This is a genomic window from Brevundimonas sp. SH203 (genome assembly GCF_002157625.1).
Classification (GTDB): Bacteria; Pseudomonadota; Alphaproteobacteria; order Caulobacterales; family Caulobacteraceae; genus Brevundimonas.
On sequence record NZ_BDMM01000005.1, the window covers coordinates 116,746 to 129,163 of the forward strand.

The 12,418-nt window shown below is 66.5% G+C and carries 13 protein-coding genes and 1 pseudogene; 4 read left to right on the top strand and 10 right to left on the bottom strand.

Annotation, left to right across the window (positions count from 1 at the left end; genetic code table 11):
* Positions 1-4: 4 nt before the first annotated feature.
* Entirely contained in the window at positions 5-733 is a 729-nt protein-coding gene (locus SH203_RS11730) for a YafY family protein (protein WP_087121124.1), read from the bottom strand.
* Positions 734-818: 85 nt separating this feature from the next.
* On the opposite strand from SH203_RS11730, the gene SH203_RS11735 reads away from it, so the two are divergent.
* Positions 819-1,265, top strand: coding sequence for a RidA family protein (locus tag SH203_RS11735; protein WP_087121125.1), 447 nt, complete (start codon positions 819-821; stop codon positions 1,263-1,265).
* A gap of 54 nt (positions 1,266-1,319) precedes the next feature.
* Here SH203_RS11735 and SH203_RS11740 read toward each other — a convergent pair whose 3' ends face one another.
* From SH203_RS11740 to SH203_RS11760, 6 genes and pseudogenes are all read right to left on the bottom strand, one after another.
* A complete protein-coding gene (locus SH203_RS11740; RefSeq protein WP_087121126.1) occupies positions 1,320-1,592 on the bottom strand; it encodes an HPr family phosphocarrier protein in 273 nt (90 codons plus the stop codon).
* Complete coding sequence (locus SH203_RS11745; protein ID WP_087121127.1) at positions 1,589-1,993, bottom strand: PTS sugar transporter subunit IIA; 405 nt, start codon at positions 1,991-1,993, stop codon at positions 1,589-1,591. The genes SH203_RS11740 and SH203_RS11745 overlap by 4 nt, the downstream gene beginning before the upstream one ends.
* A 120-nt stretch (positions 1,994-2,113) precedes the next feature.
* Complete coding sequence (locus SH203_RS11750; RefSeq protein ID WP_087121128.1) at positions 2,114-2,542, bottom strand: HPr kinase/phosphorylase; 429 nt, start codon at positions 2,540-2,542, stop codon at positions 2,114-2,116.
* The gene (locus SH203_RS15790; protein ID WP_234989499.1) at positions 2,539-3,543 is read right to left on the bottom strand and encodes a cell wall metabolism sensor histidine kinase WalK; all 1,005 of its coding nucleotides are present in this window, start codon (positions 3,541-3,543) and stop codon (positions 2,539-2,541) included. Before SH203_RS15790 ends, SH203_RS11750 begins: the two co-directional genes overlap by 4 nt.
* Positions 3,544-3,591: 48 nt before the next feature.
* Positions 3,592-4,092 (bottom strand): annotated as a pseudogene (locus SH203_RS15795) (stimulus-sensing domain-containing protein); the annotation flags it as partial.
* Between the two features lie 336 nt (positions 4,093-4,428).
* The gene (locus SH203_RS11760) at positions 4,429-5,133 is read right to left on the bottom strand and encodes a response regulator transcription factor (protein ID WP_017506130.1); all 705 of its coding nucleotides are present in this window, start codon (positions 5,131-5,133) and stop codon (positions 4,429-4,431) included.
* Between the two features lie 252 nt (positions 5,134-5,385).
* Here SH203_RS11760 and SH203_RS11765 point away from each other — a divergent pair, with 252 nt between their 5' ends.
* Complete coding sequence (locus SH203_RS11765; protein ID WP_087121130.1) at positions 5,386-7,104, top strand: hypothetical protein; 1,719 nt, start codon at positions 5,386-5,388, stop codon at positions 7,102-7,104.
* Positions 7,105-7,301: 197 nt separating this feature from the next.
* Here the strand turns inward: SH203_RS11765 and SH203_RS11770 are convergent, their stop codons facing one another.
* The 3 genes from SH203_RS11770 to ahcY all read right to left on the bottom strand — a co-directional run bounded on the left by SH203_RS11770 (position 7,302) and on the right by ahcY (position 10,756).
* Positions 7,302-7,631, bottom strand: coding sequence for a zf-TFIIB domain-containing protein (locus SH203_RS11770; protein ID WP_087121131.1), 330 nt, complete (start codon positions 7,629-7,631; stop codon positions 7,302-7,304).
* Between the two features lie 479 nt (positions 7,632-8,110).
* Positions 8,111-9,328 (bottom strand): NAD(P)/FAD-dependent oxidoreductase, encoded by a 1,218-nt coding sequence (locus SH203_RS11775; RefSeq protein WP_087121132.1) that lies wholly within the window; start codon positions 9,326-9,328, stop codon positions 8,111-8,113.
* Between the two features lie 36 nt (positions 9,329-9,364).
* A complete protein-coding gene (gene ahcY, locus SH203_RS11780) occupies positions 9,365-10,756 on the bottom strand; it encodes an adenosylhomocysteinase (protein ID WP_087121133.1) in 1,392 nt (463 codons plus the stop codon).
* Positions 10,757-10,991: 235 nt separating this feature from the next.
* Here ahcY and bioB point away from each other — a divergent pair, with 235 nt between their 5' ends.
* Positions 10,992-11,969 carry a biotin synthase BioB gene (bioB, locus tag SH203_RS11785; RefSeq protein WP_087121323.1) on the top strand — a complete coding sequence of 326 codons (978 nt, stop codon included), beginning with the start codon at positions 10,992-10,994 and terminating at the stop codon, positions 11,967-11,969.
* Between the two features lie 24 nt (positions 11,970-11,993).
* Entirely contained in the window at positions 11,994-12,401 is a 408-nt protein-coding gene (locus tag SH203_RS11790; protein WP_087121134.1) for a Tat pathway signal protein, read from the top strand.
* Positions 12,402-12,418 lie beyond the last annotated feature (17 nt).

Below are 12,418 nucleotides of genomic sequence, written 5' to 3' on the forward strand. Positions count from 1 at the left end.
CCGTCTAAGCCGGGTTGGGCGACATCGCGCCGTAGGGGCAGACATCGTCTTCAAAGGGGACGCGCCTTCGACGAAACGTCTTGCCCTCGACCACTTCGGACTGGCTGATCCTGTCCATACGGAAATGGCGGAAATCGTCACGCGCGCCATCCCAGGCCACGAGATACCAGAGCGGCGGCAGAATCAGCATGGCCTGGGGTTCGACCTCTCGCACCGTCCTCACGCCCTTGGCGTCCAGATAGCGGAACCTGAGGGGCAACCGCTGGAGAAACGCCGTCTCGAACGCGGGCAGAAGCGTTCCGTCGATCGGGCCTAAATCCGAGACATCCTGTCGGGGCGACACCTGTCCGACGTACAGGCAGTCCAGAAGCTGCCGCAGGTCTCTCACCTTGTCCGCCGACAGGGTTCTCTCGATCTTGGACAGGCCCGCGTCGGCAAGGTCGGAGAAGGGCAGCGACCGCGCCGCGCGCATCGCCGCCACGCTTATGAGAAGCGCGAAAACCTCGGTCACGGACAGCCGCGCCGTGGTTTGCATCGATCCCGGATCGAGTTGAATTCCGCCGCCCCGGCCGGGCTCGGAATTGATCGCAAAGCCCTGCTCGCGCAACGCGCCGATGTCGCGCAGCACCGTTCGCCGCGATGCGCCGACGGCGTCCGCCAACTCCCTGACGGTCGCGGTTCCGTTGCGTCGCAGGAGGCGAAGAAGGGCGTCTTGTCGGCGGCGGATGTCCATTCGTCGGAGCCTAGAACCTATAGCGCCAGATTATGTCGCCATATCCCCTTAGGCCTGTCCAGACAGCTTAACCACGAGACTGAACATGACATCCCTGACCCACCCCGTCCTCACGGGCGCGACGCCAGTCCTCATCAACCCGGCCCATCTCCCCGACCCTACGCCGAATGGCTACAGCACCGCCGTCGTCACCCCCGCGTCCGGTCGGCTCGCCTTTGTGTCCGGGCAAGGCGGACAGGACCGAACCGGCGCCCTCTCGTCCGATTTCGCCCAACAGGTGCGGCAAGCCTATGAAAACCTCGCCGCCGTGATCGATGCGCTGGGCGCGCGCCCGGAGCATGTCGTGAAGCTCACGGTGTTCGTGGTGGATCACGACATGTCGAAGCTGTGCGTGCTGACCGAGAGCGTCGTGCGGATGTTCGGCGACCGCTTGCCGGCCCAGACACTGGTTCCCGTGCCGAGCCTCGCCATCGACCCCATGCTGTTCGAGGTCGAGGCCGTGGTCCTTCTGGACGAAGCGACCAACGGATAGATCGGCGTATCGAGGGCCAAGGGGCTTGTCCTTCGGCTCAAGGCCGAGCCCTCGTCACTGATCCTCGTCGAACTTGCGCGCGACCAGATCCGTCAGGGCTTCCATCGCCTCTTCGGCGTCGGGACCCTCGGCCGTCACGTCGATGCTGCAGCCGATGCCGGCGCCCAGCATCAGCAGGCCCATGATCGAGCGGGCGTCCACCGTCACCCCGTCGCGCGTGACGTGGATCTCGCTTTCGAAGCTTGAGGCCAGTTTGACGAACTTGGCCGAGGCGCGGGCGTGCAGGCCGCGCGTGTTGCAGATGTTCAGGGTCGCGGCGACGCTCATTTCTCGCCCGCCAGCACCCAGGAGGCGACCGAGATATATTTGCGCCCGGCGTCCTGGGCATGGGCCACGCAGGCCTCCAGCGTCTCGCGCCCGCGCACGCTGGCCAGTTTGATCAGCATGGGCAGGTTCAGGCCCGCGATCACCTCGGCGTGGGTCTGCTCCATCACCGAAATGGCCAGGTTGGACGGGGTGCCGCCGAACATGTCGGTCAACAGGATGACGCCGTCGCCGTCGTCCACGGCCGCCGCCGCATCGACGATGTCGCGCCGCCGACGCTCCATGTCGTCGTCCGGCCCGATGCAGATGGCCGCGACCCCGCGCTGCGGGCCGACCACATGCTCCATCGCCGAAAGAAATTCTGACGCCAGCCCGCCGTGGGTGACGATGACCAGACCGATCATGAGGACTTCACTCGCATCCCGCCCCGAACCGTCCCGAACGTTCCCCCGCCCGGCGAGGAGGCCGGACGCCGCCCTTCCTTGGACCGCAAGAGGGGTGTCATAGACCCGTCTTTCGGCGTTTCAAAGCGTCTCCAACGCCGCTGCGACCACATCGACCGCCGAGGCGGGGCGCGGGTCCAGCGTCAGAAGGGGCAGGTCCACCCCGCAAAACGCCCGCGATCGCGGCTCCGGCAGCCGTTCGACCGGCTCGCGCGTGCAGGCGACGGCCAGCGTCGCTCGGACCAGCGGCCGTGTCGCGGCGGACACGATCCCCAGGCCGCGCACCTCGATCCGGCCGGCGATGATGGCCGGCGCGCAGGCGTAGAGGGCGCCGCCCGAGGCCCAGACCCGGGTGTAGTCGTCGCTGACCAGCCGCCAGCCGCGCCCGATCAGCCGCAACGCCAGATCGCTCTTGCCCGCCCCCGACGCGCCCAGAATCATCACCCCGCGCCAGCCGTCGCTGCACCGCACGGCGACCGTCGTGGCGTGGATCGGGCCTTCGGGCGTCATGCCCGGCGACCGACCGCCGGGAACAGGATTTCGAACCGGGCGCCGACGACCCGGCCGTCCTCCACCCGGTTCTCGGCGTGCACGCGCCCGCCGTGCGCCTCCACGATCTGACGCACGATGGACAGGCCCAGGCCCGAGTTGGAGCCGAACTTCGCCCCCTGCGGCCGCGAGGTGTAGAAGCGTTCGAACACCGTCTCCAGGTTCTCGGGCGGGATGCCCGGTCCCTGATCCTCGACCCGCACCCGCACCGGCAGGTCGTCGGCCGTCTCTTCCAGACTGACCCTGACCGCCCCGCCCGCCGGGCTGAAGGATCGGGCGTTGTCGATCAGATTGCGGAACACCTGCCCCAGCGGCCCGTCGCGGCCCATGACGCGCAGCGGCGTCTCGGGCGCCTGGAACAGCACCGGAATGTCGCCGGGCTTGGCCGTGGTGTCATAGACGCCGACGATGTCGGTCAGCAGCTGGTTCAGCGTGATCGGGCGCGGCCGGTCGCGCGACAGCTCCGCATCCAGGCGCGAGGCGTTGGAGATGTCGGTGATCAGCCGGTCCAGACGCCGCACGTCCTGCTGCAACAGGGCCGTCAGCTTCTCGCGGTGCGCATCGGTCTTGACCAGAGGCAGGGTCTCCAGCGCCGAACGGATCGAGGTCAGGGGGTTCTTGATCTCGTGCGACACATCGGCGGCGAACCGTTCGATGGCGTCCATGCGGGTGGACAGGGTGTCGGTCATGGATTCCAGCGACCGCGCCAGATCGCCGATCTCGTCCTTGCGATCCTCCAGATCGGGCAGGGAGATGGCCCGCGCGCGTTGCAGTTTCACCTGATCCGCCGCCGCCGACAGCCGCATGATCGGCCGCGCCACGAACAGATGCAGCAGCAGCGAGGCCAGCAGATTGACGCCCAGGGCCACCAGGGCGAACGGGAAGAGAGCGCGACGTTGGGCGGCCAAAATCTCGTCGACGCTGCCTGCTTCCAACGTCAGCACGCCAAGAACTTGGCTCACGTGACGTATAGGTACAGACACGGACACAACGCGATCACCATTCTCATTATGACGAACGGTGGATTGGGTTTTACCGTCTAATGCACGTTCTACTTCAGCAAATATTTCTTGGTCAGATCTCTTTTCAAGGCGCTCACTGTTGGCGCGATTTTTATATACTTCCGGGGATTGAGGCGTACCCGCTGGACGCGCCTCCGGCAATACTTGACCCTTTATAGCCTCAGTTACTTGATAACTATCAACAACCAAAAGGCCGTTTATATCGAATAGACGAGCTCTTTGACCCGGCGCTATAAATATATCTCTAAATACTTTTGGGGCTTTTGCTAAGTTAAATTCCGGTTCTGGTTCGCCCGTTGTATATTCTTTATCGGAAAGAACATTAGCTAAAAGCTCCGCCTGACCTTTAAGCGAATCTTTTTTCGCCTCAATGAGACCTTGGCTCCATTCGTTTAATGCTAGAGCCCCCCCAAAAAGCACAAGCAGGCCAAGTAGATTTAGCCCAAGTATAAAAAGTCCCAAACGAGAACTGGACGGCTTGGGCAACATTGACAATCCACAACCATAAGTCCAAAAAATCTCAATCAGAAGGAGATTTCGGCGATATGCGTATCAAAATCGTTCTTACTGCGACTGCCTTGGCCTTAGCTTGCTCATCACCAAGTCAAATCGTAGCAGCTTCCCCACCCGACCGAGATACACCCAGAACATGTGACCGGGTAGAGGCAGATTGCAATGTTAACTACGAGCAGGAGATCAACATGTGCCAGCACTTCCCATGGATGTACCCTGACACACCAACTCACAATGGCGTCAGAGACTGCTTCCCACCAGCAAAAGACCGATACAACCGCTGCGTCGCAGAGACTCCTTGCGTAGATTAATCTAGCTCTCGCGGTAGCGGTAGCCGACGCCATACAGGGTCTCGATCGCGTCGAACTCGTTGTCCACGGCGCGGAACTTCTTGCGCATCCGCTTCACATGGCTGTCGATGGTGCGGTCGTCGACATAGACCTGGTCGTCGTAGGCGGCGTCCATCAGATTGTCGCGGCTCTTCACGAAGCCGGGACGCTGGGCCAGGGCCTGCAGCAGCAGGAACTCCGTCACCGTCAGTTTGACCGGCTTGCCGTCCCAGGTCGATTCGTGGCGCGCCGGGTCCATCGACAACTTGCCGCGCTTGATCGCCCGGCCCGAGACCTCGGCGGCGGCTTCCGGCTCTCCGCCGTCGGCGCCCGTGCGGCGCAGCAGCGCCTTGACGCGCTCGATCAGCAGACGCTGGCTGAAGGGTTTGTGGATATAGTCGTCGGCGCCCAGGTTGAAGCCCAGGATCTCGTCGATCTCCTCGTCCTTGGACGTCAGCATGATGACCGGGATCTGCGAGGTCTGGCGCAGGCGACGCAGCACCTCCATCCCGTCCATGCGCGGCATCTTCACGTCCAGGATCGCCAGATCGGGCGGCGACGATTCCAACGCGGCCAGACCCGAGGCCCCGTCGTGATAGGCGGTGATCTTGTGGCCATGGCTTTCCAGCGCCAGCGAAACGGACGCCACGATGTTCTCGTCGTCGTCGACCAGGGTGATGTTCGCCAAGGGTGTCTTCTCCTGAACTTTGCGGTCCTGCGAGCAGGAACGCGCTTCAAGCGTAACCGTTCGATCACGGTGACATTAGGGCCATGCGGCCCCGACCAGAAGGGAATTCGCTTCGAACGCCCTCACGCAAAATCCCCGCGAAGATGGTGCGTTCCGCCCGCGATTTCAACGCGGAAGCGGCGCGGCCCGCCGTCGGGGCCTGCAGTCGGGGCGAAAACCTCGCCTTAAAGGCTTGGCCTTCACAGTGACGGCATGGCCGGTCCGATCCATTACGAAGTCTATGTCCGCAAGACCGCGCCGGCGGCCTGGACCCTGCTGATCGCCACCGAGAACCGCAAACAGGCCATCGCGGCGGCCGAGGACCAGCTCAAGGACCGTCTCGCCGTCGCCTCGCGCGTGACCAAGGAGACCCTGGACCCCGAGACGATGCAGTTCGCCTCCGTGACCATACTGACGCTGGGCGCGCCCGAGCCGCTCAGGAAAAAGGCGCCGGACGTGGCCCCCGGCCCCGCCTGCTCCAGCCCCGCCGAGCTTTACTCGCCCCACGCCCGCGCCCTGATCGGCCGGGTGCTGGAGGAGTGGCTGCGGCGCGAGGGCGTCACCGCCTTCGAACTGCTGCACCGCCCCGATGTGGCCGAGCGGCTGGAGGCGGCGGGGGTCGAGCTGCAGCACGCGATCCAGAAGGTCGCCGTCCCCGAAAGCCAGGCGACCGGCCAGGACGTCCACCCGCTGGTCCGCCACTATCACAAACTGACCGAACAGACGATCGTTCGGCTGCGAAAGGCCGGGCGCGCGGGTCTGTTCCCGTCGCTTCGGGATCGCTCCATCGCCGACCTGGCCCATCACTTCAACGGAGCGCCGGACCGCGCCTTTCGCATGGGCGGGGTAGTCGCCGCCGCCCTGGCCGACCAGACTGGCGCCCGCGCGCGCCTGTCGACCCTGATGGACCTGATGGACGCCGCGCCGGCGGACGGCCCGCCCCGCGCCCTGATCGTGGTGGCGGTGGAGCAGATCCTCGCCGAGATGCTGGCCGTGCGCCAGAATCTGAACGCGGTCCTGGGGCCGGCGCTGGACCAGGGCGCCAATCTGGCCGCCATCGTGCGGATGGTGGCCCCGGACGAGATGGACGGCCTGCTGACGCTGGACCCGCGCCTGTCCCTGATGATGCCGACCATCGACGGCCCCGCCGCCCGGCTGGGCGTGCATCTGGCCGCCGGCGAGTTCCCGCTTCTGGCCGCGACCCTGGCCCGGATGGTGACGCAGGAGCTGACCAGCCCCCGCCGCCTTCGCCCCAACGACGCGGTCGGCGAAATCGACATCCTGCGCCTTCTGGCCATGGCGCTGACGGCCTCGGCCGGGCGTCTGCTGACGCTGGAAGACGTCCAGACCGCCTTCGTGGAACGCTCAAAGAGCCTGATCACCGCCGACTTCGTCGCCGCCTATGTCGCCGACTGCCAGACCGTTCTGGCCGAGGCCGAACGCCTGACCCGGCTATGCGAGAACGTGACCGGCGGGGCCAACAAGCGCGCCGCCGCCCGTTGGCTGGGCGCCTGCATCGACTCGCTGCGGTTCGAGACCGAGATGCGTCAGGCCGCGCCCGGCGGCCCCACCCCGTCGCACAAGCTGGCCATACTGGCGCGGCTGCAACGGGCGGTGGGCGCCGCCCATCTCGCCGAAAACGACCAGGCCCAGATTTCCAGGACCATCGGCGCGGTCGGCGCCCGGCTGGAGGCCGACGCCGGTCTGGTCGCCCAGATCGTGCGCGCCCCCGCCCCCGCGCCGCAGAAGCTGGCCGCCCTGCTGAAACTGGCCGCCGGCGAGGCGGGACCGCTGGGACCGTCGGCCGAACGCGCCCGCGCCGAGGCCGTCCGCCTGCTCCGCGCCCCCGAAACCCGCACCGCCCTGTCCGCCGCCCCCGACAGCGTCGCGACGCTTCGCGGCCTGATGCAGGCGGCGGGTCTGGCGGCCTGAACGCCTAGGTTCAATCGACATTCGTAAAGGCAGATGTCTCGGCTCGTCATTCCGGGGCTGAGCGAAGCGAAGAACCCGGAACCCAGGGGCCCGGTCGCGTTGTTGAACGCATCCAACGCCTGATACCCGCCTCCTGGGTCCCGGGTTCGTCCTTCGGACGCCCCGGAATGACGGTCATGGGTTGAATGTCGATGAACCTAGTCGAAGATGTCGAAGATGCTGTCGCGCTTCTTTTTCTTGTAGCGATAGTCGCCGTCGCGATGACGGTCGTCCCGGTATCGTTCGTCGCGATAGGACGGGCTGTGACCCCAGGGCTGACCCTGCGGCGGCGGCGCATAGGCGGGCTGCGCGGGCGCGGCCTGCACGGCGGCGGCGCGGCCCTCGTCCACGGCGGCGGACATCAGTTTTTCCAGCTCGCCGCGATCCAGCCAGACCCCGCGACAAGTCGGGCACATGTCGAACTGCACGCCGTTCCGCTCCAGCGTCTGCATGGCGGCGTCGTCATTGGGGCACATCAACAGCGGCATCGGGCTTCCCGTTCGGTTTGGAATGATCGGGCGGTCGACGCGACAGGCCAGGAGGGGAGAAGCCCCGCCGCGTCGACGCACCCGTGCGGTCCGACATCGCGTCCGGCGGCCCGGCGAAAGGAAGGGGAAAACGCCAGGTCGCGGTGACGCCAGAGGGGCCCGTTCCGCCCCTTCAAGCTAGGCGCCGCCCCGCCCCGCCGCCATGCGTCGCGCGGCCGCAGGACGTTTCGTCGCCGCCCCATCCTATCGGCCGAGACGATGAGGCGTCTTTTCCGTGGGTTGCGTCGGACCAGCGACAATCCGCCGGTCACGCCGCCCAGCCGGGTTAGACTGCCGCCCCGGTCTTTGACATCGTCGCGCGCGCCGCCCCCACAGCCGGCGCGATCTGCACATTCAGACTATTCAGACTATTCAGACGGTGTTTTCGGCGCCCGTCTCGGCTCCATCGCCGGAAAAGTGCACAGATTGCACCCTAAAAATCAGCACGCCTGCCCGGCCGCCCAGCCCGACGACCAGGCCCACTGGAAATTATAGCCGCCCAGCCAGCCGGTCACATCGACCGCCTCGCCGATGAAATACAGGCCCGGAACCGCCCTGGCCTGCATCGTCTGCTGGTCCAGCGCCGCCGTATCGACCCCGCCCAGCGTCACCTCGGCGGTGCGATAGCCTTCGGACCCCACCGGCTTGACGCTCCAGCCGTTGACCGCCTGGTCCAGCCGCCTCAGCACCTTGTCCGACAGGTCCGCCAGATTGCCCGACGCGCCCTCGCGCGCGCACAGGGTCTCGGCCAGACGACGGGGGATGATGTGGCTCAGCGCCGTATGCACGGCCTGACGCCCGTTCGCGGCCTTGGCCGCCTTCAGCGCCGCGAACACGTCCTGTCCCGGCGCCATCGCGGCGACAATGGCCTCGCCCTCGCGCCAGTAGGAGCTGATCTGAAGAATGGCCGGGCCGCTCAGCCCGCGATGGGTGAACAGCATCGCCTCGTTGAAACTGGCCTTTCGCGACTTCTCCGACGGGGCCGAGGCCACGCTTGCCTCCACCGCCACGCCCGCCAGCGGGGTCAAGGTCTCCAGCAGCCCCGCCTCGAACGTCAGGGGAACCAGCGCGGGCCGCGTCTCGGTGACGCGAATGTCGAACTGGCGCGCGACCTCATAGGCCCAGCCGGTCGCGCCCATCTTGGGGATGGACTTGCCGCCCGTCGCCACGATCAGGGACGTCGCCGTCGCCTGCGATCCGTCCGACAGGGCGGCCGTAAAGCCCTCGCCGTCGTGGGCCAGACGGTCCACCCCGGCCTTCATCTTCAGGGTGACGCCCGCCGCCGCCATGTCATCCGTCAGCATACGGACGATCTGTTTGGCGCTGTCGTCGCAGAACAGCTGGCCCAGCGTCTTCTCGTGCCAGGCGATGCCCGCCCGGTCGATCCGCTTGATGAAGTCGTGCTGGGTGTAGCGGCGCAGGGCCGAGGTCGCGAACCGGGGGTTCTCGCCCAGGAAGTTCGCCGGCCCGCAGCCCAGATTGGTGAAGTTGCAGCGCCCGCCGCCGGAAATGCGAATCTTCTCGCCCGGCCGGTCAGCGTGATCCACGACCAGCACCCGGCGTCCGCGCCGCCCGGCCTCGATGGCCGCCATCATGCCGGCGGCGCCGGCCCCCACCACCAGGACGTCGACGAGGACGTCGTAAGACGCCCTCGTCACTTGGAACCTCGCGGTTCCGGCCTCGGGGAGGAGAGCCTAGTAACGGTAGTGATCCGCCTTGAACGGGCCTTCGACCGGCACATTGATATAGTCCGCCTGGTCCTTGGTCAGGGTCGTCAGCTTGGCGCCCAGCTTGGCCAGATGCAGGAAGGCGACCTTCTCGTCCAGATGCTTGGGCAGGGTGTAGACCTTGTTCTCGTACTTGTCGGCGTTGGTCCACAGTTCGATCTGGGCCAGGGTCTGGTTGGTGAAGGACGCCGACATCACGAAGGACGGGTGGCCCGTCGCATTGCCCAGGTTCACCAGACGGCCTTCCGACAGCAGGATGATCTTCTTGCCGTCCGGGAATTCGACATGGTGGACCTGCGGCTTGATCTCGTCCCACTTGAAGTTCTTCAGGCCCGCGACCTGAATCTCGCTGTCGAAGTGACCGATGTTGCAGACGATGGCGTTGTTCTTCATCTGCCGCATGTGGTCGACGGTGATGACGTCCTTGTTGCCGGTCGTCGTCACATAGATGTCGGCGCGGCCGGCGGTGTCGTCCAGCGTCTGGACCTCATAGCCTTCCATCGCGGCCTGAAGCGCGCAGATCGGGTCGATCTCGGTCACGATCACGCGGGCGCCGCCCTGACGCAGGCTTGCGGCCGAGCCCTTGCCCACGTCGCCGTAGCCGCAGACCACCGCCACCTTGCCCGACAGCATGACGTCGGTGCCGCGACGGATCGCGTCGACCAGCGATTCCCGGCAGCCGTACAGGTTGTCGAACTTGGACTTGGTGACGCTGTCGTTCACATTGATGGCGGGGAAGGGCAGCTCGCCCTTTTCGGCCATCTGATACAGCCGGTGGACGCCCGTGGTCGTCTCTTCCGACACGCCGCCGATGGCGTCGCGGATGGCCGAATAGAAGCCGGGCTTCTCCTTCAGATACCGCTTCATCACCGAGAACAGGGCTTCCTCCTCCTCGTTCTGCGGATTGTCCAGGACCGAGGCGTCCTTCTCGGCCTTCGGGCCCAGCACGCACAGCAGGGTCGCGTCGCCGCCGTCGTCCAGGATCAGGTTCGGATAGCCGCCGTCGGCCCATTCGAAGATCTTGTGGGCGTAATCCCAGTATTCCACCAGCGTCTCGCCCTTGGTGGCGAAGACCGGGGTGCCGGCGGCGGCGATGGCGGCGGCGGCGTGGTCCTGGGTCGAGAAGATGTTGCACGACGCCCAGCGCACCTCGGCGCCCAGGGCTTCCAGCGTCTGGATCAGCACGGCCGTCTGGATGGTCATGTGCAGCGAACCGGCGATGCGGGCGCCCTTCAGCGGCTTGGCGGCGCCGAACTCGTCGCGCAGCGCCATCAGGCCCGGCATCTCGGTTTCGGCGATCGCGATTTCCTTGTCGCCCCAGTCGGCCAGGGAAATGTCGCGGACGATATAGTCGGTCATGTCGGGCTCCGAGCCTCAGAAAGGTTTGGGGCCTCATAGCCCGACGGGCGTCGCGGAGCAAGAAACCCATAAAGATATCCTTATGTGATGCATCGCGCCCGCATCCGAATTTGTGAAGACGAAGATTTGCAAAATTGATCTTTTGCATATGTCCCGGCTTGCATCGTGGAAATCGGATGCTAGTCGTCGGGTCATGGCCGACGATCTGTTCCGTACCGCTCCCGCCCGCCACGATATGGCGAAACCCCGTCACGACTGGACGCTGGAGGAGGTCGAGGCCCTGTTCGCCCGCCCCTTCATGGAGCTGGTGTTCGACGCCGCCTCGGTCCACCGTCGCTGGTTCGACCCCAGCCAGGTCCAGAAGTCGCAGCTGCTGTCGATCAAGACCGGCGGCTGCGCCGAGAACTGCGGCTACTGCTCGCAGTCGGCCAGTTTCAAGACCGGGCTGAAGGCCGAAAAGCTGATGGAGCCGACCGCCGTCATCGCCGAGGCCATGGCCGCCAAGGCCGGGGGCGCCAGCCGCTTCTGCATGGGCGCGGCCTGGCGCGAGCTGAAGGATCGCGACACGCCGAGGCTGGCGGCGATGATCTCGGGCGTGAAGGCCCTGGGGCTGGAGACCTGCGCCACCCTGGGGATGCTGACCGCCGACCAAGCGCGCCAGCTCAAGGACGCGGGGCTCGACTATTACAACCACAACCTCGACACCGGCCCCGACTATTACGCCGAGGTCGTCACCACCCGCAGCTACCAGGACCGGCTGGACACGCTGGAACACGTCCGCGACGCGGGCATGAGCACCTGCTGCGGCGGCATCGTCGGCATGGGCGAGGCGCGCCGCGACCGCGCCGGTCTGCTGCACGCCCTGGCCACCCTGCCCGTCCATCCCGACAGCTTGCCGGTCAACGCCCTGGTGCCCGTCACCGGCACCCCGCTGGGCGAGCGCGTCCTGAAGGCCGGCGAGATCGACCCTATCGAATTCGTCCGCACCGTCGCCGTCGCCCGCCTGGTCTGCCCCCGGGCGATGGTGCGCCTGTCGGCCGGGCGCGAGACCATGAGCCCGGAGATGCAGGCCCTGTGCTTCCTCGCCGGCGCCAACTCCATCTTCGTCGGCGGCAAGCTGCTGACCACCCCCAATCCCGAACAGGACGCGGACGCCCGCCTGTTCGCCCTTCTGGACCTTCAACCCATGCCGGTCGGCGCAACGCCGGGTTAAAGGATTCAGGCTAAGGCTTCCGGCATGGAACGCCGCGCCCTTCTCGGACTGGCCGTCGCCGCGACGGCGGCCGCCGCCAACGCCCCCGCCGCCCGCGCCTCTTCGGAAGGCGGCGGCGCGGCTTCGGCCGAGACCTATTTCCGCCTGCCGATCATCACCGCCTCCATCCTGCGCGCCGACGGACGGCGCGGGGTCCTGACCATCGAGACCGGGGTGGATGTGCCCGACGCCGCGCTTCGCACCCGCGCCCAGCAGTCCGCACCGCGCCTGCGCGCCGCCTATAACACCGCCGCCCAGCGGTTCGGCGCCGGCCTGCGCCCCGGCGCGCCGCCCGACGTGGATCGGCTCGCAGCCGATCTCCAGGCCGCCACCAACGCCACCCTGGGCCGCCCCGGCGCGCGCCTGCTGCTGGGCACGGTCATGGCCGTCTGAGACGGCCCGCGCCTAAA

Excerpts from the sequence above, each read along its gene's own strand:
- SH203_RS11770 (WP_087121131.1), bottom strand. The coding sequence starts at position 7,631 with ATGCCGCTGTTGATGTGCCCCAATGACGACGCCGCCATGCAGACGCTG.
- SH203_RS11745 (WP_087121127.1), bottom strand. The coding sequence starts at position 1,993 with ATGATCGGTCTGGTCATCGTCACCCACGGCGGGCTGGCGTCAGAATTT.
- SH203_RS11790 (WP_087121134.1), top strand. The coding sequence starts at position 11,994 with ATGGAACGCCGCGCCCTTCTCGGACTGGCCGTCGCCGCGACGGCGGCC.
- ahcY (WP_087121133.1), bottom strand. The coding sequence starts at position 10,756 with ATGACCGACTATATCGTCCGCGACATTTCCCTGGCCGACTGGGGCGAC.
- SH203_RS11730 (WP_087121124.1), bottom strand. The coding sequence starts at position 733 with ATGGACATCCGCCGCCGACAAGACGCCCTTCTTCGCCTCCTGCGACGC.
- SH203_RS11765 (WP_087121130.1), top strand. The coding sequence starts at position 5,386 with ATGGCCGGTCCGATCCATTACGAAGTCTATGTCCGCAAGACCGCGCCG.
- SH203_RS11750 (WP_087121128.1), bottom strand. The coding sequence starts at position 2,542 with ATGACGCCCGAAGGCCCGATCCACGCCACGACGGTCGCCGTGCGGTGC.
- SH203_RS11735 (WP_087121125.1), top strand. The coding sequence starts at position 819 with ATGACATCCCTGACCCACCCCGTCCTCACGGGCGCGACGCCAGTCCTC.
- SH203_RS11740 (WP_087121126.1), bottom strand. The coding sequence starts at position 1,592 with ATGAGCGTCGCCGCGACCCTGAACATCTGCAACACGCGCGGCCTGCAC.
- bioB (WP_087121323.1), top strand. The coding sequence starts at position 10,992 with ATGGCGAAACCCCGTCACGACTGGACGCTGGAGGAGGTCGAGGCCCTG.